At 48.3% G+C, this 25,238-nt stretch carries 26 protein-coding genes; 24 read left to right on the top strand and 2 right to left on the bottom strand.

Annotated elements, in window-relative coordinates; all coding sequences use genetic code 11:
• Window position 1: 1 nt before the first annotated feature.
• A complete protein-coding gene (locus ACU70B_RS14370; protein ID WP_447184199.1) occupies window positions 2-637 on the top strand; it encodes an MBL fold metallo-hydrolase in 636 nt (211 codons plus the stop codon).
• 73 nt (window positions 638-710) lie between these two features.
• Window positions 711-2,318, top strand: coding sequence for a CTP synthase (gene pyrG / locus ACU70B_RS14365; RefSeq protein ID WP_447184198.1), 1,608 nt, complete (start codon window positions 711-713; stop codon window positions 2,316-2,318).
• Between the two features lie 39 nt (window positions 2,319-2,357).
• Here the strand turns inward: pyrG and ACU70B_RS14360 are convergent, their stop codons facing one another.
• Window positions 2,358-3,731, bottom strand: a complete 1,374-nt coding sequence (locus ACU70B_RS14360) for an acetyl-CoA hydrolase/transferase family protein (protein ID WP_447184197.1) — start codon at window positions 3,729-3,731, stop codon at window positions 2,358-2,360.
• Between the two features lie 298 nt (window positions 3,732-4,029).
• Here ACU70B_RS14360 and ACU70B_RS14355 point away from each other — a divergent pair, with 298 nt between their 5' ends.
• From ACU70B_RS14355 to ACU70B_RS14300, 12 genes are all read left to right on the top strand, one after another.
• Window positions 4,030-5,097, top strand: a complete 1,068-nt coding sequence (locus ACU70B_RS14355) for a lipid II:glycine glycyltransferase FemX (RefSeq protein ID WP_447184196.1) — start codon at window positions 4,030-4,032, stop codon at window positions 5,095-5,097.
• Between the two features lie 20 nt (window positions 5,098-5,117).
• Entirely contained in the window at window positions 5,118-6,317 is a 1,200-nt protein-coding gene (gene alr, locus ACU70B_RS14350) for an alanine racemase (RefSeq protein WP_447184195.1), read from the top strand.
• 429 nt (window positions 6,318-6,746) lie between these two features.
• On the top strand, window positions 6,747-7,115 hold the full coding sequence (locus ACU70B_RS14345; RefSeq protein WP_447184194.1) for a response regulator: 369 nt from the start codon (window positions 6,747-6,749) through the stop codon (window positions 7,113-7,115).
• A 25-nt stretch (window positions 7,116-7,140) separates the two neighbouring features.
• Window positions 7,141-7,995: a class II fructose-1,6-bisphosphate aldolase gene (locus ACU70B_RS14340; protein WP_447184193.1), complete on the top strand. Its 855-nt coding sequence runs from the start codon at window positions 7,141-7,143 to the stop codon at window positions 7,993-7,995.
• Window positions 7,996-8,051: 56 nt separating this feature from the next.
• Window positions 8,052-8,693, top strand: coding sequence for a fructose-6-phosphate aldolase (gene fsa, locus ACU70B_RS14335; RefSeq protein ID WP_447184192.1), 642 nt, complete (start codon window positions 8,052-8,054; stop codon window positions 8,691-8,693).
• A 24-nt stretch (window positions 8,694-8,717) separates the two neighbouring features.
• Window positions 8,718-9,713, top strand: a complete 996-nt coding sequence (gene glpX, locus ACU70B_RS14330; RefSeq protein ID WP_447184191.1) for a class II fructose-bisphosphatase — start codon at window positions 8,718-8,720, stop codon at window positions 9,711-9,713.
• Between the two features lie 248 nt (window positions 9,714-9,961).
• On the top strand, window positions 9,962-11,239 hold the full coding sequence (gene rho / locus ACU70B_RS14325; RefSeq protein WP_447184190.1) for a transcription termination factor Rho: 1,278 nt from the start codon (window positions 9,962-9,964) through the stop codon (window positions 11,237-11,239).
• 80 nt (window positions 11,240-11,319) lie between these two features.
• Window positions 11,320-12,174: a LysM peptidoglycan-binding domain-containing M23 family metallopeptidase gene (locus tag ACU70B_RS14320; protein ID WP_447184189.1), complete on the top strand. Its 855-nt coding sequence runs from the start codon at window positions 11,320-11,322 to the stop codon at window positions 12,172-12,174.
• A gap of 133 nt (window positions 12,175-12,307) precedes the next feature.
• Window positions 12,308-13,555, top strand: coding sequence for a radical SAM family protein (locus tag ACU70B_RS14315; protein ID WP_447184188.1), 1,248 nt, complete (start codon window positions 12,308-12,310; stop codon window positions 13,553-13,555).
• Between the two features lie 40 nt (window positions 13,556-13,595).
• Window positions 13,596-14,582, top strand: a complete 987-nt coding sequence (locus tag ACU70B_RS14310) for a 3'-5' exoribonuclease YhaM family protein (protein ID WP_447184187.1) — start codon at window positions 13,596-13,598, stop codon at window positions 14,580-14,582.
• Between the two features lie 3 nt (window positions 14,583-14,585).
• Entirely contained in the window at window positions 14,586-14,810 is a 225-nt protein-coding gene (locus ACU70B_RS14305; protein ID WP_447184186.1) for a tautomerase family protein, read from the top strand.
• 46 nt (window positions 14,811-14,856) lie between these two features.
• Entirely contained in the window at window positions 14,857-15,558 is a 702-nt protein-coding gene (locus tag ACU70B_RS14300) for a DUF1287 domain-containing protein (protein ID WP_447184185.1), read from the top strand.
• Between the two features lie 129 nt (window positions 15,559-15,687).
• On the opposite strand, the gene ACU70B_RS14295 is transcribed toward ACU70B_RS14300, so the two are convergent.
• Window positions 15,688-17,022 carry an ISNCY family transposase gene (locus tag ACU70B_RS14295; RefSeq protein ID WP_447183053.1) on the bottom strand — a complete coding sequence of 445 codons (1,335 nt, stop codon included), beginning with the start codon at window positions 17,020-17,022 and terminating at the stop codon, window positions 15,688-15,690.
• 211 nt (window positions 17,023-17,233) lie between these two features.
• On the opposite strand from ACU70B_RS14295, the gene rpmE reads away from it, so the two are divergent.
• From rpmE to ACU70B_RS14245, 10 genes are all read left to right on the top strand, one after another.
• Entirely contained in the window at window positions 17,234-17,437 is a 204-nt protein-coding gene (gene rpmE / locus ACU70B_RS14290; RefSeq protein ID WP_447184184.1) for a 50S ribosomal protein L31, read from the top strand.
• A 106-nt stretch (window positions 17,438-17,543) separates the two neighbouring features.
• Entirely contained in the window at window positions 17,544-18,458 is a 915-nt protein-coding gene (locus ACU70B_RS14285; RefSeq protein ID WP_447184183.1) for a DUF1385 domain-containing protein, read from the top strand.
• A gap of 17 nt (window positions 18,459-18,475) precedes the next feature.
• A complete protein-coding gene (gene prfA, locus ACU70B_RS14280; protein WP_447184182.1) occupies window positions 18,476-19,543 on the top strand; it encodes a peptide chain release factor 1 in 1,068 nt (355 codons plus the stop codon).
• 2 nt (window positions 19,544-19,545) lie between these two features.
• Complete coding sequence (gene prmC / locus ACU70B_RS14275; RefSeq protein ID WP_447184181.1) at window positions 19,546-20,397, top strand: peptide chain release factor N(5)-glutamine methyltransferase; 852 nt, start codon at window positions 19,546-19,548, stop codon at window positions 20,395-20,397.
• A gap of 1 nt (window position 20,398) precedes the next feature.
• Window positions 20,399-21,388, top strand: coding sequence for an L-threonylcarbamoyladenylate synthase (locus tag ACU70B_RS14270; RefSeq protein ID WP_447184180.1), 990 nt, complete (start codon window positions 20,399-20,401; stop codon window positions 21,386-21,388).
• A 94-nt stretch (window positions 21,389-21,482) separates the two neighbouring features.
• Window positions 21,483-22,067: a manganese efflux pump MntP gene (locus ACU70B_RS14265; protein ID WP_447184179.1), complete on the top strand. Its 585-nt coding sequence runs from the start codon at window positions 21,483-21,485 to the stop codon at window positions 22,065-22,067.
• A gap of 12 nt (window positions 22,068-22,079) precedes the next feature.
• Window positions 22,080-23,024, top strand: a complete 945-nt coding sequence (gene rpiB / locus ACU70B_RS14260) for a ribose 5-phosphate isomerase B (RefSeq protein WP_447184178.1) — start codon at window positions 22,080-22,082, stop codon at window positions 23,022-23,024.
• Window positions 23,011-24,261, top strand: a complete 1,251-nt coding sequence (glyA, locus tag ACU70B_RS14255) for a serine hydroxymethyltransferase (protein ID WP_447184177.1) — start codon at window positions 23,011-23,013, stop codon at window positions 24,259-24,261. The genes rpiB and glyA overlap by 14 nt, the downstream gene beginning before the upstream one ends.
• A 112-nt stretch (window positions 24,262-24,373) precedes the next feature.
• A complete protein-coding gene (locus ACU70B_RS14250) occupies window positions 24,374-24,685 on the top strand; it encodes a MazG-like family protein (protein WP_447184176.1) in 312 nt (103 codons plus the stop codon).
• Window positions 24,686-24,931: 246 nt separating this feature from the next.
• Window positions 24,932-25,189, top strand: coding sequence for an AtpZ/AtpI family protein (locus tag ACU70B_RS14245; RefSeq protein ID WP_447184175.1), 258 nt, complete (start codon window positions 24,932-24,934; stop codon window positions 25,187-25,189).
• Window positions 25,190-25,238: the final 49 nt, after the last annotated feature.

The raw sequence follows: 25,238 nt of genomic DNA, 5'->3' as shown, positions 1-25,238 counted from the left end.
GGTGATAATCAGATGGCTGGGGCATGCGTCCTTCTTATTGGAAAGCTCCGGGGTTAAGTTACTGACCGACCCTTTTAATGACCGGATCGGCTATCAACCCTGCAGTGAGAAAGTGGATATAGCTACAGTGAGTCACGAACACTGGGATCATAATGCTGTCGATATGCTCGCCGGTTCTCCCCGGGTAATTAGAGCCCCCGGTGTTTCTGAGATATCAGGCTATACCGTTCGGGGAATCCAGTCTTTTCATGACAAGAAACAGGGACAGGAGCGGGGCGTTAACACCATGTTTAAAATTACGGCCGAGGGTTTGGATATTCTTCACCTCGGTGACTTGGGCCAGGTATTGACTGCTCAGCAGATCAAGGAGATAGGGAAAGTCGACATTTTATTGGTGCCGGTTGGGGGCTGTTACACCCTGGACGCCGCCGATGCCCATAAAGTAGTAGAACAGCTGCAGCCGGGGATAATCATCCCCATGCACTTCCTGACTCCTCATGTCAGTATCCGGGAACTGGCCCCGGTAGAAGCATTTACAGCAAAATTTTCCCGGGTGGTAAAAAAACCCTGCCTGGAAATAAGCCAGACAGATATGGCAGCAGAAAGCCGGGTAATAGTTCTGGACTACCCGTACTAGTTGATTTTAAGCAGCAAAGAGGGTAAAATTCTTAAGGTTTGGTATAACACACGGGAAAGAGAGGGGCTAAGTTTTGACCAGGTATATATTCATAACCGGGGGGGTTGTTTCTTCACTGGGTAAAGGTATAACTGCTGCGTCTCTGGGCCGGCTGCTTAAGAGCCGGGGACTGAAAGTGTGCCTGCAGAAGTTCGACCCCTATATAAATGTTGACCCGGGTACCATGAGCCCATATCAGCATGGGGAAGTATACGTAACCGAAGATGGCGCCGAGACTGATTTGGATGTGGGACATTATGAACGCTTTGTGGATGAAAAGCTCAGTCGCCATGCCAATTGCACTACCGGAAGGATATACCAGTCGGTGCTGGATAAAGAAAGAAGAGGAGATTACCTGGGCCAGACGGTACAGGTAATACCGCATATAACCAATGAAATCAAGGACCGGGTAACCATGATAGAAAAAGAGGCCCACCCCGATGTGGTAATTTCGGAGATAGGCGGAACCGTAGGTGATATAGAGTCTTTGCCTTTCCTGGAAGCCATCCGCCAGTTAAAGTTTGAGGTGGGACGGGAGCGGGTTCTCTATATCCACGTTACTCTGGTACCCTACATAAGAGCTGCCGGAGAGCTTAAAACCAAACCTACCCAGCATAGTGTAAAAGAACTGCGCAGTATAGGGATACAGCCGGATATCCTGGTTTGCCGTACGGAAAAGGATCTCTCCGAAGACCTGAAGGCCAAATTGGCTCTATTCTGTGATGTGGACCGGGAAGCAGTGGTGCAATTAAAAGATGCCGATTCTATCTATGAGGTTCCCCTGATGCTGGCCCGTGAACGTTTGGACAAGGAAGTTATCCGGCGGCTGGGGTTGCAGTGCCGGGAAGCCGATCTGGCTGAATGGGAGGAACTGGTGAGCCGGGTGCATAACCTGGATAAGCAGGTTACGGTCGGACTGGTGGGCAAATATGTGGAATTGCCGGATGCTTATTTAAGTATTGCGGAATCATTGAAGCATGCCGGGTTTAAGTATAATTGCGAGATAAACATTAAATGGATTTATGCGGAACAGATAGAGAAAGAAGGCTGTGAACAGCTTTTGCAGGGCGTTGATGCCATCCTGGTCCCCGGAGGTTTTGGGGATCGGGGTATCGAAGGCAAGATCGCCACGGCTCGCTATGCCAGAGAAAACCGCATTCCTTACCTGGGTATTTGCCTGGGTATGCAGTGTGCAGTAATCGAGTTTGCCCGCAATGTTTGTGGACTAAAGGGCGCCAATAGCGTCGAATTCGACCCTGATACCGAATACCCGGTGGTTCATCTCATGCCTGACCAGGAACAGGTGGAAAACAAGGGCGGGACTATGCGATTGGGTGTTTATCCCTGTGAGTTGGTGGAGGGAACCAAAGCTGCTTTGGTTTACGGTGCCAAAAGTATAGGCGAAAGACACCGCCATCGTTATGAAATCAATAATGATTTTCGTAATTTGCTCGCGAGTAAAGGCTTGAATATAAGCGGATTATCCCCTGACAGAAGACTGGTAGAAATAGTGGAGTTAAACGACCATCCCTGGTTTGTGTCCTGCCAGTTTCACCCCGAATTTAAATCGCGGCCTAACCGGCCTCATCCCCTTTTTGTGGGGCTTATTCACAACGCTATTGAATACCGCAGGAGGAAATAGAATATAAAAAAGCCCCCGCCACCGGGGGCTTTTTTGCGCTTAAAAAGGAATACGGTTGGTTTTTGACCAGATCTTCATTTCTTTCGCTTCTTTAATCAATTCATCCCGGAAGTCGGGGTGGGCAATGCTGATAACGGCTTCCGCCTTACCCCAGATGGAGAGCGCTTTCAGGTTTACTGCACCATACTCGGTTACCAGGTATTGAACCACAGTACGGGGTACAGTTACGGCAGCGCCGGGAGTCAGCAGGGGGCGAATGCGGGAATGGATTTTGCCTTCTTTATCCTGGTAGGTGGAAGAGAACGCCAGGAACGCCTTGCCGCCTTGGGAATGGAAAGCACCGATTACGAAGTCTAATTGCCCGCCGGTTCCCGAAATCTGTCTCAGCCCGGAACTCTCGGAGCAAACCTGGGTTAGAAGGTCAACCTCCAGGATATTGTTGATGGAAATAAAGTTGTCGTGCATGGAGATTGCATTGGGGTTATTAGTGTAGTTGACTGTGCAGGAAGCACATAGCGGGTTATCATCCAGGAAATCATAAGTCTCCTGAGTACCCAGGCAGAAGGAATAAGTACTCTTATTAATATCGTAGGCCTTTTTGGCATTGGTTATTTTGCCCTTTTCATACATCTTTACATAGGCATCGCAGAACATCTCGCTCTGTACACCCAGGTCCTTGAGGTCGGAATCAGCCAGCATGGTGCCAAGCAGATTTGGCATAGCCCCAATCCCTAACTGGATACAGGCCCCATTGGGAATCTGCTCCATGATAAAACCGGCGATTTTGGTTTCTTCGGGGGTGGGGGCGGCAGAAGGTGGAGTGGCGAATATCGGGGTATTGGTTCCTTCAACTATGTAGTCAATCTCGCTGATATGAACATACTCATCATTACCTCCCAGACAACGAGGCATTTTTTCATTTACTTCGACAATTGCCAGACGCTTGCTTCCTAGAGCAACCCCGCGGTTATGGGAGTTCCCCAGGCCAAAGTTGAAACAGCCATGTTTATCCATCGGTGTTACTTGGGCTACCCAGACATCGGGCCAGAGATCATAAAAATCACGATTATAGGCCAGTATAGTCGCTTCGTGGTAATTAAAGGGATTATGGCAGGCCAGACCGAAGTCGCAAGCCTTGCGGTCAATAGCGGTGAAGAACCAATTGAAATACTGGAAAGACTTTTGTTCCGTATCGCCCTGAATAACCTGAGGAACAGGCAATACCGAACCGGTACCGCGGATGGACACATTTTCCAGACCCGGCTCCCCAGCCCTTTTGGAAAGAGCTACATCGAAATCGACTGGTTTGGTGGCAAACATACCATATTCAATGATGTCATTGGATTGGATCAGCTTTGCTGCTTGTTCAACCGTAATTAATTTTCGTTTGTACTCCTCTAAAAATGTGCTCAAGATATAAACCCCCCTATAAATTTTTATAACTCTACAACAACACTACCAGATATGCCCCTTCCACCCTAGGCAATTTTTACATTCCTAGTATATATTAGAATATTCGCACAAAAACTTGGTTTTCCTTTTTTGGAAAAATAAAATCTAAAAATTTTGACAGTTATTTCAGCCAGCAGTAACAAAACCAGCAATTAGTTTTTCACCCCATGATTTTATTCTCCATGGGTGCGGTAAAATAGTAATATTAATATAGTAAAATAAGTTGGGTTTAATAATTCTTGCTTGAAGGAGATTCTTAATGTTTACTACCAGAATTATCGATATAAAAGAGAAGGCTCGATTTAATGACTTTATCGCCGCGCATGCCAAAGGGCACTTTTCTCAGCTCTGGGAATGGGGTGAAGTCAAAAGAGGGATGGGTTGGGAACCTCTTCCCCTGGTATTGGAAGAAGACGGAGAAATCAGGGCGGCTTTGCTTATATTAAAGCGGCACCTGCCGCTGCCGCTATTAAAGAAGTCTATATTCTATGCCCCCCGGGGGCCGGTAGCCGATGTGGAGAGTGAAGAAATATGCCGGGCTCTGTTTGAGGGAGCCAGCCGGGTGGCGCAAAAGCATAAAGCCATCTTCCTGAAAATTGACCCGGATGTACCGGTAAAAAACCGGGTTTTTGCTGATATTTTGCATAAATGTTCCTTTAGAAAGAATGAAACCGGGTTGGATTTTGAAGGAGTTCAGCCGGCATTTGTGTTCCGGCTGGACATTTCGCCATCGGAACTAAACCTTCTGCAGAATATGCATTCCAAATGGAGATATAATATAAAATTAGCCGGCCGCAAAGGGGTCGCGATAAGAGAGGCCGAAAACAAAGAAGACTTAAGGGTTTTTTACCGCGTTTTGAAGGAAACCGCCGCCCGGGATAAGTTTCTCATCCGGGGTTATGAATACTACGAATGGATATGGGACTATATGGTAGAGCCGGGCTATGCTCAGATTTTCCTGGCCGAATACCAGGGACAGGTTATATCCGCCACCCTGGCTATGATACTGGGAGACAAGGCCTGGTACCTATATGGTGCTTCCAGCAATGAATACCGCAATGTTATGCCCAACTATCTTATTCAATGGGAAATGATCCGCTGGGCTCGTCAGAAGAAGTGTACCTTGTATGACTTCCGGGGTGTATCGGGAGATTTGAATGAGAGTAATCCCCTTTACGGACTTTACCGTTTTAAAAAAGGCTTCAATGGTGAATTCACTGAGTTTGTGGGGGAATGGGACCGGGTCTATTCACCGGTATTTTACTGGCTCTGGACCAGGGTTTTGCCTTTATATCTCAAGCTGACCAGGCCTCGGATTCAAAGCTGAGAAAAGCAGGAGGATAGCCAGTGCAAAATATTACCGGCGACCGGTGGCTGGAAATAGACATCGATGCCATCAGACATAACCTGGAACAAGTTAAAGCCCGGCTGGATGAATCAGTGCGGCTGATTGCCGTAATAAAGGCGGACGCCTATGGCCATGGCGCGGTGGAGACCGCGCGGATACTATATCAGAGCGGGGTCGATTTTTTCGCCGTAACCTTTCTGGATGAAGCCCTGGCTCTGCGTAAGGCAAGTATAAGGGCAAGCATTATGCTGTTAAGCCCGTTGACCAGTGAAGAACAGCTGGCTGCTGCTCTGGACAAACATATAACCGTTTCCGTAACCTCTCTTTATGAGGGGCAGCTCCTGGATCAAGTCAGCCGACGCATGAATGTGAAAGCCACAGTACATCTCAAGGCTGATACTGGCTTGGGGCGTTTTGGCATGAATCGGGAGGAATTGCTGGAAGTCTGCTCAACATTAAAAGATAATCCCTGCATATACATAGAAGGTATATATACTCATATGGCAGAAGCTGCTTCCGGGAATGCTTCCTATACCTGTAAACAATTCCGGCATTTTACCGCTATGATTGATGAAATCAACCAAGCCGGCTTAAAAATACCGGTCTGCCACTGTGCCAATAGCGCCGTTTTTTTGAAATATCCCCAGATGCATTTGGATGCAGTCCGTATAGGAACCCTGCTTTCGGGAGAAATTCCGGCGGGCAAGTTTAATGCCCCAATAGACTTGATTGACCCTTTTAAATTTAAAACCCGGGTTATTTCCTTAAGGACCCTACCTGCAGGCAGCTATCTGGGCTATGCCCGCACCGCCCGTCTGCGCCGGGAGACCAAGGTCGCAGTTATTCCGGTAGGGTTCAATCACGGATTGGCGCTGCAAGTGGCTAATCGTCCCACCAGCCTGCTGGATTTGGTTAAAATTGTGGCTAAAAAATGTCTGGCTTATTTTAATCTCCCCCGTTTTGCCCTGCAGGCCAAAATTAACGGGTATTCCTGCCCGATAAGAGGAAAGGTCTTTATGCAGATGGCCCTGGTGGAGATTCCCCTGCAGGCTACAGTTAAGATTGGGGATGAAGTAGAGGTTCCTGTGCATAAAACATTGCTGGCAAGAAGCCCGAACCGCGTATATGTGAAAGATGGAGAAGCCTGTAAAATTGAAGACGACGAGCGTACAGCGTACATAGTGGAGGGGGATAGCTGATATGGTCTGGCAGCAGGCTTAAGATATGCACTGTATGGATATAAGCTGGTTTTCGCCTGCATTTTTGGTTGTAGTCAGTATAATACCATTCCGGAAGTGTTGTGATAAATTCTGGTGGTTGGGGATGCTATGTATACCAGCCTGTTTGACCTACAGGCACAATCCCTGGCGTGGGGACAATGAAGCACCCTTCACGCGCTATTGGGGTTGCAAAGAACCGTTAATACCGAGCTGACCGCTCCCGAACCGCCTTTCCCGCTACACTTGGCATTGAACACAGATTCACCCCCGGTATCTGAGGTTTTTTATCAGCACTTCTGGTACCTGTGAAGAACCCTTGAGAAAGAGGGCAAAAATTCCGATTGCATAGAGGATATTTATAACAGGTGTAGAAATAAATGGTAGATAATTGCCGGGGAGGTAGAAACCATGAAGAAGATTTTAATCGTAGATGATCAAAAGGGAGTACGGCGCTTGTTGGAGGAGCTTTTTAAGAAGGATAATTGGGAGGTTCAGGTAGCGACTGACGGGAGGGAGGCGGTGGAAAAAGTGGATGAGTTCTTGCCTGACATAATTCTGATGGATATGAAAATGCCTAATATGAATGGCCTGGAGGCTTCCCGCCTGATCCTTGACCGGTATGGTGAGCTTGACATTATTATGATGACTGCTTATGGTGAAATGGATGTGGTCAAAGAAGCCCTGGATGTTGGGGTCAAAAGATGTATAACCAAACCTTTTGATATAATGAATCTGCGTGATGTGGTTAACCAGATGGCCAAAGAAAAGGTTTCATGAACAAATTACAAGAGGTGATATATAAATGGCATTGGTTTCAGTTAACGAACTCTTGCTTAAAGCTGAGCAAGGGGGCTATGCGGTAGGCGCTTTTAACGCCAATAATATGGAAATTGTACAGGCGATTGTACAGGCTGCGGAAAAGGAAAATTCTCCGGTCATCATGCAAGCCAGTCAGGGTGCGATTGCCTATGCCGGCCTTAATTTTATTACGGAAATGGTAAGGCTGGCAGCTGTTTCAGCATCGGTTCCGGTGGCATTGCACCTGGATCACGGGACGGATTTTGACCAGGTGGTAAAATGCATTCGCAGTGGATTTACCTCCGTAATGTATGATGGTTCCAAGCTGCCGCTGGAAGAAAATATTGCTATGACCAAAAAGGTTTTGGATATGTCGCGGCCGATTGGAGTATCGGTGGAAGCCGAACTGGGTAAAATCGGCGGTACCGAAGATAATGTCCAGGTCAGTGAAAAGGAGGCCCTGTATACTGATCCCGAAGAAGCCAGGTACTTTGCGGAACAGACCGGAGTAGACAGCTTAGCTATTGCCATCGGTACTGCCCATGGTCAGTATAAGGGAGAACCTAAACTGGATTTTGAACGCCTGCGTAAGATTAAAGCGCTGGTCAGAATTCCCATTGTTTTGCATGGTTCTTCCGGCGTTCCTGATCAATCGATACGCCGGGCTATAGAATTAGGCATTCGCAAGGTAAATATCGATACCAATATTCGGGAGGCTTTTGTAGGGGAAATGCGCCGGGTTATGGCCGAAAAGCCCGACGAGATAGATCCCCGCAAAATTCTGGGGCCCGCCCGGGAAGCGGCAGTTGCAATAATCAGGGAAAAAATAAGGATTTTTGGCAGCGCCGGCAAGGCATAATAACCTTAGAATCGACTAAAGTTTAGGGATGCAGGGGCAACAAGGAGGAAGAAGTATTGCGTATTTTTATTGATTCGGCTAATATTAACGAGATAAGAGAAATCCATGCCTTGGGGTTTCTCTCCGGGGTTACTACTAATCCTAGTCTGGTTGCCAAAGAAAAGCGCGATTACAAAGAGGTCGTCCAAGAAATATGTTCTATAGTTGACGGCCCTGTAAGTGCTGAAGTTATTGGATTGGATTACGACTCCATGCTCCGGGAAGGTGAGGAATTGGCTGCCATTCACCCTAATGTGGTGATAAAAATACCTCTTACCAGTGACGGGTTAAAGGCCATCAGCACTTTTTTCCAAAGAGGTATAGCCACTAATGCCACCCTGGTATTTTCGGCCAACCAGGCTTTACTGGCGGCCCGGGCCGGAGCCAGTTATGTCAGCCCTTTTGTTGGTAGGGTAGATGATACGGGCAATGATGGCATGACGGTTTTAAATGATATCATTACTATTTTTGACCAGTATCTGCTCGATACCGAGATTATTGCTGCCAGTATAAGACACCCTGTGCATGTAGTTGAATCCGCCAAAATGGGCTCCCATATCGCTACCATTCCTTATACAATCATTAAGCAGATGGTTAAACATCCTCTTACCGATGCAGGAATAGAGAAGTTTCTACACGATTGGAAGCAGGCGTTTTAGGAGAATTAATAGGAGGGTTTGGTCGTGGAGAGAGAATTAGCTCTTGAATTTGCAAGAGTAACTGAGGCTGCTGCTCTTGCTGCTGCCAGCTGGGTAGGAAGAGGAGACAAAATTGCTGCCGATGATGCTGCCGTAACTGCTATGAGGGTTATGTTTGATACGGTTTCGGTAGATGGGGTGGTAGTTATTGGAGAAGGGGAGATGGATGAAGCTCCCATGCTCTATATCGGGGAGAAGGTAGGTATCGGGGTTCCTCCCGAGGTGGATATTGCGGTTGATCCCTTGGAAGGAACCAATATCGTAGCCAAAGGTCTTACCGGGGCTATTGCCGTTCTGGCTGCCGCTCCCCGGGGCAGTCTGCTGCATGCTCCCGATATGTATATGGAGAAAATCGCGGTTGGTCCGGAGTGCAAGGGGAGGGTTTATCTGGAAGCCAGTGTGAAGGAGAACCTGCGCGAGGTAGCCCGGGCTCTAAATAAACTTATGAGTGAAGTAACCGTAGTTATTCTGGACCGTCCCCGTCATCAGGAAATTATCGGCCAGGTCAGAAGTGCCGGGGCCCGGATTAAACTGATAACCGACGGTGATGTTTCACCTGCGGTTGCTGCTGCTTATGATAATTCGGGGGTTGATATTCTGATGGGTATAGGCGGAGCTCCGGAAGGGGTTATTACCGCAGCTGCGCTCAAATGTTTGGGCGGGGATTTCCAGGCCCGTCTTTACCCGGAGGGAAAGGAAGCTCCGGATGAGATTCGGCGCTGCCACCAAATGGGCATCAGCGATGTTAACAAGATATTTACGATTGATGAACTGGCCAGGTCTGATGATGTTATCTTTGCTGCTACCGGTATAACTGATTCGTTTTTACTTAGAGGGGTAAGGTATCATAAAAGACGGGCTATCACCCAAACCTTGATTATGAGAAGCAAATCAGGGACGGTAAGGCATATCGAAGCCACGCATAACCTGGATAAAAAACCGCTTTTTAAAGATGAACGGATAAAATTTACCCTGGATTAAATTAAATAAGGGATTAAACAGCTTTTTTTGCTGGTATAATAAGTTATAGAAGTGTAATTATATAGTAGGAGAACTGCTTCGTTTTCCTGCCATAAAGCCTTCGTATGGCAAAATGCCTGCCTGCAGTTTAATTCATTTCCGGTCAAATCAATAATAGGTTTTTCTGCTAGCCTAAAATTCATGCCTGGAATTAGGAATCTATGTTTCTTTAGGAAGCATTATTTATACATTTAGAAAGGAGGAAGTTCTTGAACATATCGGAATTAGACAATAAAACCATGCTGGAGCTTTACCAGCTTGCCCGGGATCTTAATCTGAGCGGCTATTCCAAATTACGCAAAAAAGAGCTGGTTTTTGAAATAACCAAGGCTCTGACCCAATCGGACGAACTGCTGGAGGCTCAGGGGGTGCTGGAGATTATGCCGGATGGCTACGGTTTTTTGCGACCCTTTGCCTATCTTCCCAGTCAGGACGATATCTATGTTTCTCCTTCCCAGATCAGAAAGTTCGAATTGCGTACCGGAGACCGGGTAGGGGGGCAAGTGAGATCCCCCAAGGATAATGAGCGGTTTTTTGCCCTGTTAAAGGTGCAGAGTGTTAATGGTTTCCCGCCTGAGGATTCGGTTAAGAGGATTCATTTTGACGCCCTTACTCCCCTTTATCCGCGGGAGCGCTTGACCTTGGAGACATCTTCCCAGGAACTGTCAACCCGGATAATAGATTTGGTTGCTCCTATAGGCAAGGGTCAGCGCGGGCTCATTGTTGCGCCCCCAAAAGCGGGCAAAACCATCCTCCTGCAAAAGATCGCCCAGGGCATTACGGCCAACCACCCGGAAATGGATGTTATCATTCTATTGGTTGATGAAAGACCGGAGGAAGTAACCGATATGCAGAGATCCACCCGGGCGGAAGTGGTAGCGTCAACCTTTGACGAACCGCCGGAGAATCACGTAAAGGTTACTGATATGGTTCTGGAAAGGGCCAAACGCCTGGTGGAACACAAGAAGGACGTAGTAATACTTATGGATAGCGTTACCCGTATGGCTCGGGCCCATAACCTGGTGGTGCCCCCTAGTGGCAGAACCCTTTCCGGTGGTATTGACCCGGCTTCGCTGGATAAGCCCAAAAGATTTTTCGGAGCAGCCCGCAATATTGAAGAGGGCGGGAGCCTTACTATTATAGCTACCGCACTGGTGGAAACCGGTTCCCGGATGGATGAAGTAATATTTGAAGAGTTTAAGGGACGCGGTAATATGGAACTGGTTTTGGATCGCAAACTGGCTGAGAGACGAATCTTTCCCGCCATTGATTTGAAACGTTCCGGCACCCGTAAAGAAGAGTTGCTCCTTAATCGGGAAGAGATGGAATTAACCTGGAACTTGCGCAATACCTTCAGTGATTATACTCCGGTGGAAACCATGCAGATGATGGTTGATACCATGAAAAAGAGCAAATCCAACAAGGATCTCTTGCGCGCCGCCCCCCTGGTTTTCGGCAAGAAAGAATATGCCCGCAATGCTTATTAGACCATAAACCTGAATAAACACCTCTTTTCTGGTCAAGAATATAGAAGCAGCGAGGGTACTCGCGAAAAGAGGTGAAATAAGTGAATAAAAAGTGGATAGATTCACTGGTTTTATGTACCTTTCTGTGGTGTATGGCTTGTAGTCCGGTAATTGCCGCTTTAAGCTCGGCCAGTTTCATTCCCTGTAAAGCAGGGATAGGACAGGCTGCAGGCGGCCTATATCAGAGCTACTGCGTACGCGCGGGTGATAACCTGTGGAACATATCCCGATCCTACCATGTTGACCTGCAAACTTTGATGCTGTGCAACAATTTGGATAGCAAGAGCGTATTGAGAGTGGGACAAACACTTAAACTGCCATCCGGACAGGGACGAGTTCATACTATACGTCGAGGCGAAACTCTCTGGGATATTGCTCGCCATTACCATATTAGCCTGAACCAGCTGCAGCAATTAAATCCTGATAAGAAGGCCAGTAACCTTACGATAGGGGATCAGATCAATTTGCCCCGGGGTACGTCGCGTTTAGCGGTTGCTACCAGTTCGGTTCAGCCTTCCCGTAGCATAGCGGCACGCTTTGCCTGGCCCATCAGAGGCAGCATAACTTCCACCTATGGCTGGCGCAGTTCGGGATTCCACCACGGTTTGGACGTTGCCGGGGATTTGGGTGACCCGGTCAGAGCTTCCGCCGGCGGAGTAGTATCGTTTACGGGTAATATGGGGCTCTATGGCAACACGGTGATAATTGACCATACCGGTGGCATGCAGACTCTATACGCGCACCTGCAAACCATAAAAATAAAATCAGGCGACCGGGTCAGGGGAGGAGAGGTCATAGCCTCGGTGGGGAACACGGGACGCAGTACCGGCCCCCACCTGCATTTTGAAATCAGGCGGGACAGTGAGCGTTATGACCCGCTGGCTTACCTGCGCTAAGGCTGCCTAAAAGCTCCTTGAAAATCAGGGGGCTTTTTTTATGTCCGGAATTGAGATAGTCTATAATAATAGGAACCAAGCATTGATATGAATAGGCAGGATGTTGATTTTCCCGTAAAGGACGGTTTTAGATTTGTTTCTAACGCTTTTTGCCAATAAGCAGGGAGAGGTACTGGAGTATCCGGGTATAGGGCTCTTGGGCCGGAGCGGCTCGGGTTGGGTGGTGCCGGAGAACAATGAAATGATACCTCTGCCCCGGGGAGCTTCGCTGGTCAGCGTTCCCGGCTGTATACCGGTGGGGCTTGATGCCGGCGAGCAACTGACCTCTTTTGAATGGGCTCCGGGCAGCGAAGGTAAAATACAGGCGGTAGCTGCTTTATTGCCCCAGGGATTTACCCGCACTCTAATGCCCGCCTGTGTCAACCGAGAGCAGGATACTGCTCTCCCCCTGTTGGGATATGCTGCGGTCGGGCTCAAGGAGGATAAAATCTATGTGGCGGCAGTACAAAGCGATGCCCATCGTAAATGGCATCCGGCAAACTACAACACCGAGGGATTGCCGGGCAAAATCGAGCGCATGTTAAAAAAATACCCGGAAAACAGAATCTTGAGGCAGCTGGCCCGCTGCTCCCTGGAATATGGCTGCTTCACTGCCCAGAATATCTTTTATCGGCGCTGGGAGGGTGGAATACCAACTATGCCCCGGTGCAATGCCAACTGTATAGGCTGTATATCGGAGAGCCATCTTAAAACCGCCTCTCCCCAGCAGCGGCTGAATTTTATTCCTGAGGTCAACGAGATAGCCGCAATTGGCATCGAACACCTCACTCATGCCCGAGAAGCCATAATAAGTTTCGGCCAGGGATGCGAAGGCGAGCCATCCCTTAATGCCAAAAACCTGTCGCAGGCGATCAGGATGATGCGTCAGGCTACTCCCGCAGGAACTATAAACATAAACACCAATGCCGGTTACAGTGAAGGCATCAAACAGATGTGCAGCGCCGGTCTGGAGGCTATGCGGGTGACCATGTTCTCCTGCCATGAACCGAACTATATAGCTTATCACCGTCCCTTGAGCTATCTTTTTAAAGACGTGGAGAATTCCATTCGTTATGCTAAAGATAAAGGGGTAAAGGTCTCCCTTAACCTCTTGGTCTTTCCCGGTTTTACCGACCGGGAAGAAGAAATTGAAAGCCTGCTTTATTTTCTGGAGGGAAACGGCATAGATATGGTGCAGCTGCGTAACCTGAATATTGATCCGGATTATTTGGAAAGCAAATTTCCCGGAGAACCGGGGATAGGTATCGTTGGTTTTATCAATCTGCTGCAGAAAGAGTTACCTGGTTTAAAGATTGGGTCATACAGTCACCCCTTGCGTTAGCCGGGTGGTGCTTATTAATATAAAGGAGTCGAGGAGAGTTTTGGATAAAAAGGGACCTTTCACAATCAAGGAATTAAAAAATCTTTCTACCGGCACCCAGTTCTGGGGCAAGTTTTTAATAGTGGAAAAAACCCAGCGCAAAATAAAAGACGGCCGTGACATCATCAACCTCAAGCTGGGTGACGCTTCGGGAGAGGTTGACGCGGTGGTATGGGATAACTGCAAGGTTACCGGTGAGATTGAAAGCGGGGTAGTGATTGGGCTGCTGGCGGATGTGGGCTTATACAACAACCGTTTACAGGTTACCGCCCGGCGCATAAAAATATTGGAAGACGACCCTTTCGATTATGTAAAAAGGCCGGAAATCGATGCCGGGACAATGACGGCCAATTTTACCGGTACTCTGAATTCGGTCACCGACCCTCATTTGCAGGGGCTCCTCCGGCGCATTTTTAATCCGCAGGTGCAAAATACCTTTTTTAAGGCCCCGGCGGCCAAGAAAATCCACCACAATTATTGCGGCGGCCTGTTGGAGCATACCTTGGCGGTGGCACAGCTCTGCGCCGGAATCGCGGAAAACTACCCGGAACTGAATCGGGATCTGCTGGTTACCGGAGCCCTTCTGCATGATATCGGTAAGCTGAAAGAGTATGAGATGAAGGTGGTACCCGAATACTCCACTGAAGGGAGGCTTCTGGGGCATATTGTCATGGGCAGTGAACTTATTACCTCCCAGATCAAGGACATGCGTGCAGACGGATTGCTTTTTCCCGACAAATTGGAATGGATGTTAAAGCATATGATTTTAAGCCACCACGGCAGTCTGGAATTTGGTTCGCCGGTACTTCCCCTGTTCCCGGAGGCATTCGTTCTTTATATGATGGATAATCTGGATGCCAAGCTGTTTGTTTTTAAAAACAAAATAAATGAAAATAGCGGTGATGATGAGTTTTTTACCAATTATGACAGCTTCTTCGGCCAGAACTTTTTCACCTACCGCTATCAGGGCGACAAAGAAGGAGAATAGTGCATGCCGGTCATAAATGTGAAAATGGCCGTCGGCCGAAGTCAGGAAACCAAGCAGGAGCTGGCTGCCGCTTTAACCAGAGAAGCGGCCAGAATTCTGGAGGTTGAAGCGGAGTGGGTGACAATTATAATTGACGAATACCCCCGGGATAACTGGGCCAGCGGAGGGGAACTGCATGCGATAAAATTCGGCCCGGGTTTTGGACGGCAGGGAACCAGGGAGAAATAACGGCCCCTTTATATGCATACGCAGCTGTTATATTAGAGGGAATATAATGAAAAAATTAGACTTAAAGCAATTCATCGTGGGTATTATAGTCTTGCTGCTGGTGATAGCAGTTTATCAGAAGCTGTTTCCCAATCAGGTTGGTTTCCTGCCATCTTTAGGGCCGATTGATGCTGGTCCCGCCTGCGAAGTGCCACTCTTAATCAGTGACCAGGATCAGAACAATAATAAGATTCCTGATGCTCTGGACCTTGTAAACGGGGCCCGGCAGGAAGTGGAGCAGGGGACCCGTTATGATGCGTCTTTCTATGCAGAAGGCTACCCGCCCGAAGGGAAGGGGGCCTGTACCGATGTAATCTGGCGGGCCTTTAAGACGGCGGGCTATGATTTCAAGGCCATGCTGGACGAAGACATCAGGAACAATCCTGAAGCTTATGGTGCTACCGGCAAAAAACCTGATCCCCAGATAGATTTTCGCCGGGTAAAAAACCAGCAGATATTTTTTAAGCTTTATGGTCAGGAGCTTACCGTCGAGGTAGTGGAAAGAGACGTGAAAAACCTTAAACAATGGCAGCCGGGAGATATAGTTATCTTTGCTCCGCCTTATGAACATATCGGTATTATTTCCGATCAGCGTCTTAAAAGCGGAGTGCCGCTGGTAATACACAACGGCGGCCCCCGGGCCAGTGAAGCCAATGTTCTGCAAAACTGGCCCAGCCCAATAGCGGGCCATTACCGCTATGCCAGATAGCGTGGAAGCCGCGATTCCGTGCGCTTGGCCGGGACCCGGGATCATCCCGGGCGTTATAGATCACGAGGCTTCAGGGCAAGGACGGTTAACATGAATTTTCTGTCAATGGTCAGGGAAAATGTCACCCCTTTACCTAGATAACTCAGCAGCAGAAATGTCATCCCTGCTGCGGCTCTTAGAATAGAAGATTTCACTATATGCGAACCAAGGTGATTTGTTCTTTGGCTTGATTTTGGGCTGAGCCGGCAGGCTATTCAAGGAATTGTCCTGCTGAGGTATTTGTACTATACTTTCCTTGGGCTGAGTTTTGAGCAATTCGGGTTTAATAACGAGGCCTTTGTAAAGGACCTGCATTCCGATATGCTTACTGGTTGCTACAGTAATCGTATCATGAGGGGATGCAGGGACTTTTATATTTTCCACCTTGGCAGGCAGACGGTATTTATGGTTCTCAAAGGAAAAGGAAAGCCCTGAATCGATTTTTCTTGTTACATGCTTGGCAAAAATCAACTGCAATGCAGACATATCTTGCTTAGGCAAATAGGCCTTTTCCGGGCTGGCAGCCTGGACGGCGAATTTACGGTTGTAGTAGGGAATATAATGCTTTAGGAAATCATTAGCCTGTTCGATAGAAGAAATTCCTTTACGCTGCATATCTTTCGCCAAACGGTCCTGTAAAGTCTCCCAGAGCCTTTCAATACCACCTTTAGCCTGAGCAGACCGGGCAATGATTAACAGGATGTTGAGTTCTTTAAGGGCTCTGGCAAAGTTAGTCTGCTTTTCCACTTTGCCGGCCAATTCTTCTTCAAGGGTTAATTCCTTTTTCTTTTTGCTGTTATAAACAAAAACGGTTCTGCCATCAGTGTAGATTTCTCTTGGCAGGTGCCCATTCTGATTCATCTGAAACATCAGTTCACAATAACCTTCAAAGGTTTCTTCCTTTTCGAAATGAAGAGCCAGGATACGACCAGTGGCATCGTCAACCGCACCGTGCAGGTGCAAGTAGGAACCATTGCCAAGCCAATCAAAGCTGGAAGCATCCATCTGAATCATTTCACCCTCGCGCTCCCGGGCATTTCTGGAACGATGTTTCTTGGGTCTGCGCTTGGCCTTTGGAGAGCGAATACCACTGGCCCTAAGATACCTTGAGACAGTGCTTACCGAAACAAAAATATCTTTATCTTCAGCAAGCACATCGGTAGCATGACAAAAATTATATCCGGACAACTCCGTTTGATAAATTCGGCAGATTTTTTCAGCAACTTCAGGATCCAATGCATTAGCCGGTTTCCGTCCTCTATTCTTATGCAAAATACTTATAACCCCATTTGCGGATGCCTCCGCTTTCATCCGCTGTACTTGTCTTACACTGAGGTCTAAAAGCTCTGCAGCCTGCTTATTTGTAAACCGGCCTGCCAACAGTTCTTCGATGATAGTTATTTTTCTTGCTTCTTGTTTGCTCATTTCTAATTTCATCCTCCCATTATATCTTTTCTGGGGGATGACATTTTCCCTGAAGAGTTATACCATGACATTATCACTGATTAACGACAGGTTAACATGAATTTTCTTGTGTTTTATCATTTTTATTGATATAATCTTCTTTGCAGTTTTTAATGGGCTATCTGTAAATCTATCAGTTATCTAACCATGATAAGTGAGGTGAAAACAGCAAGTGAAGGAAAAAATACATCCCCAGTATCGTATGACCACAGCCAGGTGTGCCTGTGGCAACGAGTTCGAGGTTGGGTCTACCAAGGAGAATATAAAAGTAGAGATTTGCTCCAAGTGTCATCCCTTCTATACAGGAAACAAGAGCAGATTAGTCGATACCACCGGGAGAGTCGACAAGTTCAAGAAAAAATACGGGTTGAAGTAAGTGATAGCAGGGCATTGACTCTGCTATTTTTTTAAGCGAGGCTTTAATAATCTGTGGTTTAAAGACTTGATTTTTGTGGTATTAAATTTGCATTAAGGTGGTATAAATGAGCGATAAGGTCCAATATGGCGGTATGGCTGTCATAGAAGGCGTAATGATGCGGGGGCCGGAAAAGATAGCGGTGGCGGTTCGCAAGGCTGATGGCAGTATCGAGCTGGAGGAAGAAGTAGTATCTGACCTACCTGCACGCTACCCATTTTTAAAATGGCCTTTCCTGCGGGGGACTTATGTATTGATTGACTCAATGGTAGTCGGCATTCGCATTCTTAATAAGTCGGCTAACATGTCTCTGGATGAGGACGAAGAGGAACTTTCCGGCGGTGAAATGCTGGTTACGGGACTGCTGGCCTTTGCCCTGGCGATATTGCTGTTTGTAGTTTTACCTACTGCCATTGTACATTTTAGCAGCCGTTTTCTGGGCGGCGTTCTTACCCAGAATATTATTGAGGGTATTATAAGGATTATTTTTTTTCTGGCTTATGTATGGGTTATTGGCCGCATGCAGGAAATCGACCGGGTATTCATGTTCCATGGCGCCGAGCATAAGTCAATCTTTACTTATGAAGCCGGTGGGGAGCTTACGGTAGAAAACGCCCGCAAACATTCCACCCTGCATCCGCGCTGCGGTACCAGTTTTATTCTCATTGTTCTGGTGATTTCCATACTGGTTTTTGCTCTACTGGGTGAAGGCAGTCTTTTTTATCGGGTGTGGTCGAGGATAGCAGTTTTACCCGTGGTGGCAGGTTTGGGTTATGAGTTTCTGAAATTCAGCGGAAAATATTATCAAAACCGTTGGGCGCGGATTTTGATTGCTCCGGGGCTCTTCTTGCAGAAGCTGACCACCCGGGAGCCTGACGACAGTCAATTGGAAGTAGCCCTTATGGCTTTAAGGGCAGTTATCCCCGGGGATAAGGATGAAGGTTCCGGCGAACAGGATTTAAGCCTGACCGGCGCCAATTAGTGGAGGAGGTATGACGGATGCTGCACAAGCTGGCAAGCCTTGAAGAAAAATATGACGAATTAACCGAACAATTAAGCAAGCCAGAAGTAATATCTGATCAGAGCAAATTTCAAAAATATGCCAAAGCTCATTCGGACCTCAGTGAAATTGTATCCCTATACCGGGAATATAAATCCTTGGTTGAGCAGATTAATGACGCTCAGGAAATGCTGCGGGAAGACCATGAAGCCGATTTTGAAGAGATGCTCCAAGAGGAAATGGAGTCTCTGCAAACCAGGAAAGAGCGTGCCGAACATGAATTAAGAGTTTTGCTGCTGCCTCGCGACCCTAATGATGAAAAGAGCGTTATTATGGAAATCAGGGCCGGCACCGGTGGGGAGGAAGCGGCCCTTTTCGCCGGCGACCTGTTTCGTATGTATACCCGTTATGCTGAACTGCAGGGCTGGAAAATAGATATCATGGATTCTCACTATACTGATATTGGCGGCATCAAGGAGATTATATTCGTGGTGGACGGGCACGGTGCGTACAGCAAACTGAAATACGAGTCCGGTGTTCATCGGGTACAAAGGGTTCCCAGCACCGAATCAGGCGGCAGGATTCACACCTCGGCAGCAACGGTGGCGGTACTGCCGGAGGCCGAAGAGGTGGAGGTGGAAATAGACCCCAATGAAATCAGGGTAGATGTCTATTGCTCCAGCGGCCCTGGTGGACAGTCGGTTAATACCACCCAGTCGGCCGTACGTATTACCCATATTCCTACCGGCCTGGTGGTAACCTGCCAGGATGAAAAATCCCAGCATAAAAACAAAGCCAAAGCCCTGAGGGTACTGAGAGCCCGGCTAAAAGAAATTATGGAAGCTGAGCTCAGCGCCGAGATGGCAGGTACCCGTAAAAATCAGGTAGGCAGCGGTGACCGCAGCGAACGCATCCGCACCTACAATTTCCCCCAGGGTCGGGTCAGTGACCACCGCATCAACCTTACTCTGCACAAGCTGGACTTAATTCTTGAAGGGCAACTGCATGAAATCATTGACGCTTTGGTAGCCAATGATCAGGCGGAGCGTTTAAAACAGGTGGATTAAGGGTGCAGAATTGGACTATAAAAGAATTGCTTAAGTGGACTACGGATTACTTTAGAGACAAGGATATAAAGGATGCCCGCCTGGAGGCGGAAATACTACTGGCCCGGGTTCTGGGGAAAAGCCGGGTCTATTTGTATACCAATTATGATGCTCCGGTAAACCAGGAAGAGAGGAGCCTTTTCAAGGAATTTATAAAAAGAAGAAGCAAGAATGAACCGTCAGCTTATATTACCGGAAGCAGAGAGTTCATGTCCCTGGAATTCATGGTTAATCCGGCCGTTCTGATCCCCCGACCGGAAAGTGAATTGATAGTGGAGCGGGCCATAGGGCTGTTTCAGGGCAAAACCTGTTCAATTTGCGATATAGGCACAGGTTCGGGGGCCATAGCTGTAAGTTTGGCTTATTACTTGCCCCGGGCAAGGGTATATGCCGTTGATATATCGTCGGCGGCACTGGAAACGGCACGGGCTAATGCTGTCCGGCTGGAAGTGGAGGTTGAATTTCGGGAGGGAGATCTGCTCTCTCCCTTTTTAGATAAAGGCAACTATTTTGACCTTGTTGTCGCCAATCTGCCTTATATTACGGCAGAGGAATACCAGAGCCTGGAGCCGGGCGTAAAGGACTATGAACCTGTTCTGGCGCTGCTGGCTTCGGGCGATGGTTTGGATATTTATCGCCGTCTTCTGGCTCAGGCTCCTTTAATTATGAAAGAGGGGGCCTATATCATCTTTGAAATCGGCTGTAAACAGGGGCGGCAGGCTTTGCAGATGGTGCAGGGTATGGAAGAAGCACAGCTGATTCCTGACCTGGCCGGGCGTGACCGGCTTATCCAGGCCAGAAAGGGGCGGATATAAAGTGAATACCGCATATTGGAGAGTAAATCCCCAAAACCCTGATCCGGAAGTTATTAAAAAAGCCGCCGAGCTGTTAAGGGAGCAGAAACTGGTAGCGTTTCCTACCGAAACCGTTTATGGGCTGGGAGCACTGGCTAACTCCAGCCAGGCGGTTGCCGGCATCTTTACGGCCAAAGGCAGGCCGGCTCGGAATCCTCTGCTGGTGCATATAAGCAAAATTGCCCAACTGGAGGGTCTGGTGGAAGCAATACCGGATACCGCGCGTTTGCTGATGGACAAATTCTGGCCCGGACCGTTATCCATAATTCTGCCGGCTCGGAATAAGGTACCTGACATAGTCCGGGGAGGGAGAAATACCGTGGGGTTACGCATGCCGGCTCATCCGGTGGCCCTGGCTCTTATTGATGAGGCCGGGCCGGTGGCAGCTCCCAGTGCCAATCTCTCGGGCCGTCCCAGTCCTCTTAGCGCTGAGCATGTTAAAGCTGATTTGGACGGCAAAATAGCGGCAGTTCTGGATGCCGGCAGCACCGGAATCGGTCTGGAGTCGACCCTGCTTGATCTGAGTACGGAAAGGTATAAGGTATTGCGCCTGGGAGGGCTTCCTCTGGAAGACTTGCAGCAGTTGCTGGGGGACAGGCTGGAAACGACCGGGAATGACAGCGATAGGCTTCCCCATTATCAGACGACTTACGAGATACTCATCTGTGATGACCACGAAGATTTTATTAAGCGGCAGGAATACTGCCGGCAGCATAAAAAGAAATTTGCCATTGTTTCAAGTCACACCGGACACCAGCATATAATTAACAAGTCCGTTGCAGTTTACCAGTTAAGCCTGAACCAGAACAGCAGCAACCTCTATGCTATTCTACGCCAAGCCGAACAGGCAGGAATCGAGATTCTGTTGTTCTCTCCCTTGCCGGAGGATTTACATCAGGTAAACCCGACCCTGTTCGATCGGATCAGACGGGCAAGCGGGAAACAGTTTTGACTTCGTAAATTCTTTTTATATCGTCGTTAACTGGTCTGCGTCTGCTGCTCATATTATTTGCAGTTGAATTTATAATGTTACGGGGAGCATAAAGATGGAACAGTTTGTAACCATAGCCTTGGTGGCGGTGGTGCTTGGTTTGGATGCTTTTTCCCTTTCCCTGGGTTTGGGCCTTAGGGGACTATCCCGCAGTTATGGGCTGAAATTTGCCCTAACGGTAGGAATTCTACATATCCTGATGCCCTTGCTGGGACTTAGTCTTGGCCTGGCAGCCGGTAAATTTCTGGGGATATGGGCTTCCCGCCTGGGGGCAGTAATTCTGGCTTACATAGGCCTTGATTTTATAATCAAAGGCTATCGTGAGGCCAGGCCCCGGAGATATACCCTTAAGGAAGGCAAAGAGTTATTAAAGCAGGAAAAAGAGCCCTCCCGGGAAGATTGGGGCAGTATACTGCTGATGGGAATATCAGTAAGCATAGACGCCTTGACAGTAGGATTCAGTTTGGGTACCTTTAAAATGCCGGTGGCGGTAACGGCGATTATTATGGGCAGCGTTGCCGCCACCATGACTCTCATGGGATTCTGGGGCGGGCGCGCTTTCAGCCGTCTGGCAGGCAGTTATGCTCAGGCGGCGGGTGGTATAATTCTTTTGCTGCTTGCTGTAAAACTACTGTTTTAAGGAGGATGCGCTGTGAAAAGGCTGGTTTTTGTCTGTACCGGTAATACCTGTCGTAGTCCTATGGCGCAGGCTATTTTCACCGGACTCCTTGCTGAACGCAATATAAAAGATATAGAAGTGTCAAGTGCCGGATTGGCTGCGGTTAATGGGTTGCCGGCCAGCCCGGAGGCAATAAAGGCCATGACCGACGAAGGATTTGACCTTTCCCGGCATCAGTCCCGGCAGCTAAGCCCGGATTTAATAACTCCCGCCGATTATATACTTACCATGACTGTTGCCCAACGCGATCACCTGCGGGACAAGCACCCCGATAAGGCCCTGGCCGTCTCTGCCATCAATGATTTTGCGGGAAAGGGAAATCAGGATATAGTTGACCCTTTTGGCCGGGGAATCGCCGCTTACAAGGAATGTGCCGAACAACTAAAGAAATTGCTGCCCCAGGTGCTGGATAGGATGTCAGAATTGGAAAAACTAAAGACCGGAGACAACAAGGTAGCTATCGGCAGTGACCACGCCGGTTTTGACCTTAAGAGCGTCATTATTAAAACCTTGTCCGATGCAAACTATGAGGTTCTGGACTGTGGTACTTTTTCGGATGAATCAGTTGACTACCCCGATATTGCCGAGAATGTAGCCGCTGCAGTCCTGACCCATAAAATAAAGGGTATTATCATCTGCGGCACTGGTGTAGGCATTTCTATTGCGGCTAATAAAATACCGGGGATACGGGCTGCCCTTTGCTATAATCGAGATTGTGCCCGCCTTGCCCGGCAGCATAACGATGCCAACATTGTTGCCGTGGGGGCCCGTATGCTGGAACAGGATTTGGCAGTTGCCATAGTTAAAACCTTTCTGGCGACTGGATTTGAAGCTGGCAGGCACCAGCGCCGGATTGAAAAAATAATGGAACTTGAGAAAAAATGTTTGGGAAGGAGCAACCAGGGTGGATTATATTGAGAAGTATGTAAAACCAGTAGACCCGGAGGTGGCTAAAGCCATACGAGATGAAGAGTTACGCCAGAACCGTAAGCTGGAGCTTATTGCCTCCGAAAACTTTGTTTCCCGGGCAGTAATGGCTGCCCAGGGTGGCGTAATGACCAATAAATATGCCGAAGGCTACCCCGGCAAAAGATATTACGGCGGTTGTGAAAATGTGGATGTAGTCGAAGAACTGGCCCGGGAACGGGCGAAAAAACTCTTTGGCTGCGATCATGTAAATGTTCAACCCCATTCAGGGGCTCAGGCCAACACGGCGGTCTATTTTGCCGCGGTACAGCCGGGAGACAGCATACTGGGGATGAACCTGAGCCACGGGGGACATTTAACCCATGGAAGCCGGGTTAATATATCGGGTAAATATTTCAATTTTGCTGAATATGGAGTTAGCCCCGAAACCGAGACTATCGATTATGGAGAGGTAAGGAAAACTGCTCTTAGGGTAAAACCGAAGCTGATCGTAGCTGGCGCCAGTGCCTACCCTCGGATTATCGACTTTAAAAAATTCCGGGAGATCGCAGACGAAGCAGGTGCCTTGCTGTTTGTAGATATGGCGCACATAGCCGGGCTGGTAGCAGCCGGGTTACATCCCAGCCCGGTTCCCTATGCCGATTTTGTTACTACCACCACCCATAAAACCCTGCGGGGACCAAGGGGCGGTATGATTTTATGCAAAGAAGAATGGGCTAAAAAGATTGACAGCGCCGTATTCCCCGGTATCCAAGGAGGCCCATTGATGCACGTTATAGCGGCCAAAGCCGTCTGTCTGGGGGAAGCCCTGCAGGAGGGGTTCACTGCCTACCAGCAACAGGTAGTGCTTAATGCCCGGATCCTGGCCTCCAGTCTGGTCGAAAACGGATTGCGTCTGGTTTCCGGTGGTACCGACAACCACCTCATGCTGGTTGATGTCAGAACCAAAAACCTCAGCGGGAAAGATGCCGAGGCCATACTGGAGTCGATCAATATCACCGTTAATAAAAATGGCATTCCCTTTGACCCGGAAAAGCCTACCGTAACCAGTGGTATAAGAATTGGGACGCCGGCCCTGACCAGCCGTGGAATGAACGGTGACGACATGCGGGAGATAGGCAATGTCGTTGCCCTGGCCCTGAGCAACCCTGATAACGACAGAGTTCTGGAGGAAGCCCGGAGCAGGGTGGCAAAACTTTGTGATAAATATCCGCTTTATGAGGTATAAGAGGCAATGACCTTACTATGAAAAGCCTGGTTTGGTAAGGCAAAGGACAGGGGAAAAATCAGACAGCGCAAGGAGAACCGGAGGTATAAAAGTATTGCTTGGGGAGATTGAAATGAAGACTAAAACATTGTCATTGCCCAGACTCAACCAGCTTAACCCCACTTTGGAGTCAACCGCGCTTAAACTTATGGAAGAGGCCGGGGAACTGGCTCAGGCAATTGGGAAATTTAGAGGGCTGAGCGGGGAGAAGGTTCAGATGGATGAAAGTACAGTCGTCCAGGAAATAGCCCGGGAGCTGCTTGACGTAGCCCAGACTGCCGTAACTATGATGTTTGTAATGGAGGAACAGTTCCAGATTGATATAGAAAACCTCCTGCAGGAGCATTGCCATAAATTGGAACGGAAAGGCTATTTAGCTCCATAACGAACTATTAAACGACAAAACATGCTAATAAAAGACGCAATTCTCTAAAGGACTTTGCTTTGCCGTACTAGAAATAAATCTACTTATTGAGTAAGCTGTGCTCTGTCAGAAACCCTCAAAATGGAAACTGCAAAAGCAGGGTTGAAGGTTAAATTTTTAATGAAAATTAAAAAAGGATTTTGCCCGTTTATGACGAATAACGAAGAGGGGGGTTAAGTCGCTGCTTAGACGGGCAAGGTGTATGAAATGACGCAAAGTCAAAAAAAACACTGGGCGCGCGCTTTGAGCGACGCCATTAATATGGTCACTACCACTGCTGCCGCTATAGGCCTGTGTGGCTATGGCGGGTACTGGTTGGACAACAAACTGGGTACAGACCGCTGGTTAACGGTAATCGGGGTCTTGCTCGGAGTAGCTACCGGTATCAAGGTTATGTGGGACAAAATGTCGACCAGTCAAACCACGATTTCCAACAACAAAAGTCAGGACAAGGACAAGAGCTAATCCAGGAAATCACCCGGAGCCGGGTGGCCTGCCGGCTCTGGTTGAAGTT

This window comes from Syntrophomonas curvata, assembly GCF_052976825.1.
Note: the sequence above shows the minus strand (reverse complement) of the source record. Positions and strands in the feature narration are given on the sequence as shown.

Excerpts from the sequence above, each read along its gene's own strand:
- ACU70B_RS14285 (WP_447184183.1), top strand. The coding sequence starts at position 17,544 with ATGAGCGATAAGGTCCAATATGGCGGTATGGCTGTCATAGAAGGCGTA.
- ACU70B_RS14295 (WP_447183053.1), bottom strand. The coding sequence starts at position 17,022 with ATGAGCAAACAAGAAGCAAGAAAAATAACTATCATCGAAGAACTGTTG.
- ACU70B_RS14345 (WP_447184194.1), top strand. The coding sequence starts at position 6,747 with ATGAAGAAGATTTTAATCGTAGATGATCAAAAGGGAGTACGGCGCTTG.
- ACU70B_RS14355 (WP_447184196.1), top strand. The coding sequence starts at position 4,030 with ATGTTTACTACCAGAATTATCGATATAAAAGAGAAGGCTCGATTTAAT.
- ACU70B_RS14300 (WP_447184185.1), top strand. The coding sequence starts at position 14,857 with ATGAAAAAATTAGACTTAAAGCAATTCATCGTGGGTATTATAGTCTTG.
- ACU70B_RS14250 (WP_447184176.1), top strand. The coding sequence starts at position 24,374 with ATGAAGACTAAAACATTGTCATTGCCCAGACTCAACCAGCTTAACCCC.
- ACU70B_RS14305 (WP_447184186.1), top strand. The coding sequence starts at position 14,586 with ATGCCGGTCATAAATGTGAAAATGGCCGTCGGCCGAAGTCAGGAAACC.
- ACU70B_RS14265 (WP_447184179.1), top strand. The coding sequence starts at position 21,483 with ATGGAACAGTTTGTAACCATAGCCTTGGTGGCGGTGGTGCTTGGTTTG.
- ACU70B_RS14340 (WP_447184193.1), top strand. The coding sequence starts at position 7,141 with ATGGCATTGGTTTCAGTTAACGAACTCTTGCTTAAAGCTGAGCAAGGG.
- prfA (WP_447184182.1), top strand. The coding sequence starts at position 18,476 with ATGCTGCACAAGCTGGCAAGCCTTGAAGAAAAATATGACGAATTAACC.
- ACU70B_RS14245 (WP_447184175.1), top strand. The coding sequence starts at position 24,932 with ATGACGCAAAGTCAAAAAAAACACTGGGCGCGCGCTTTGAGCGACGCC.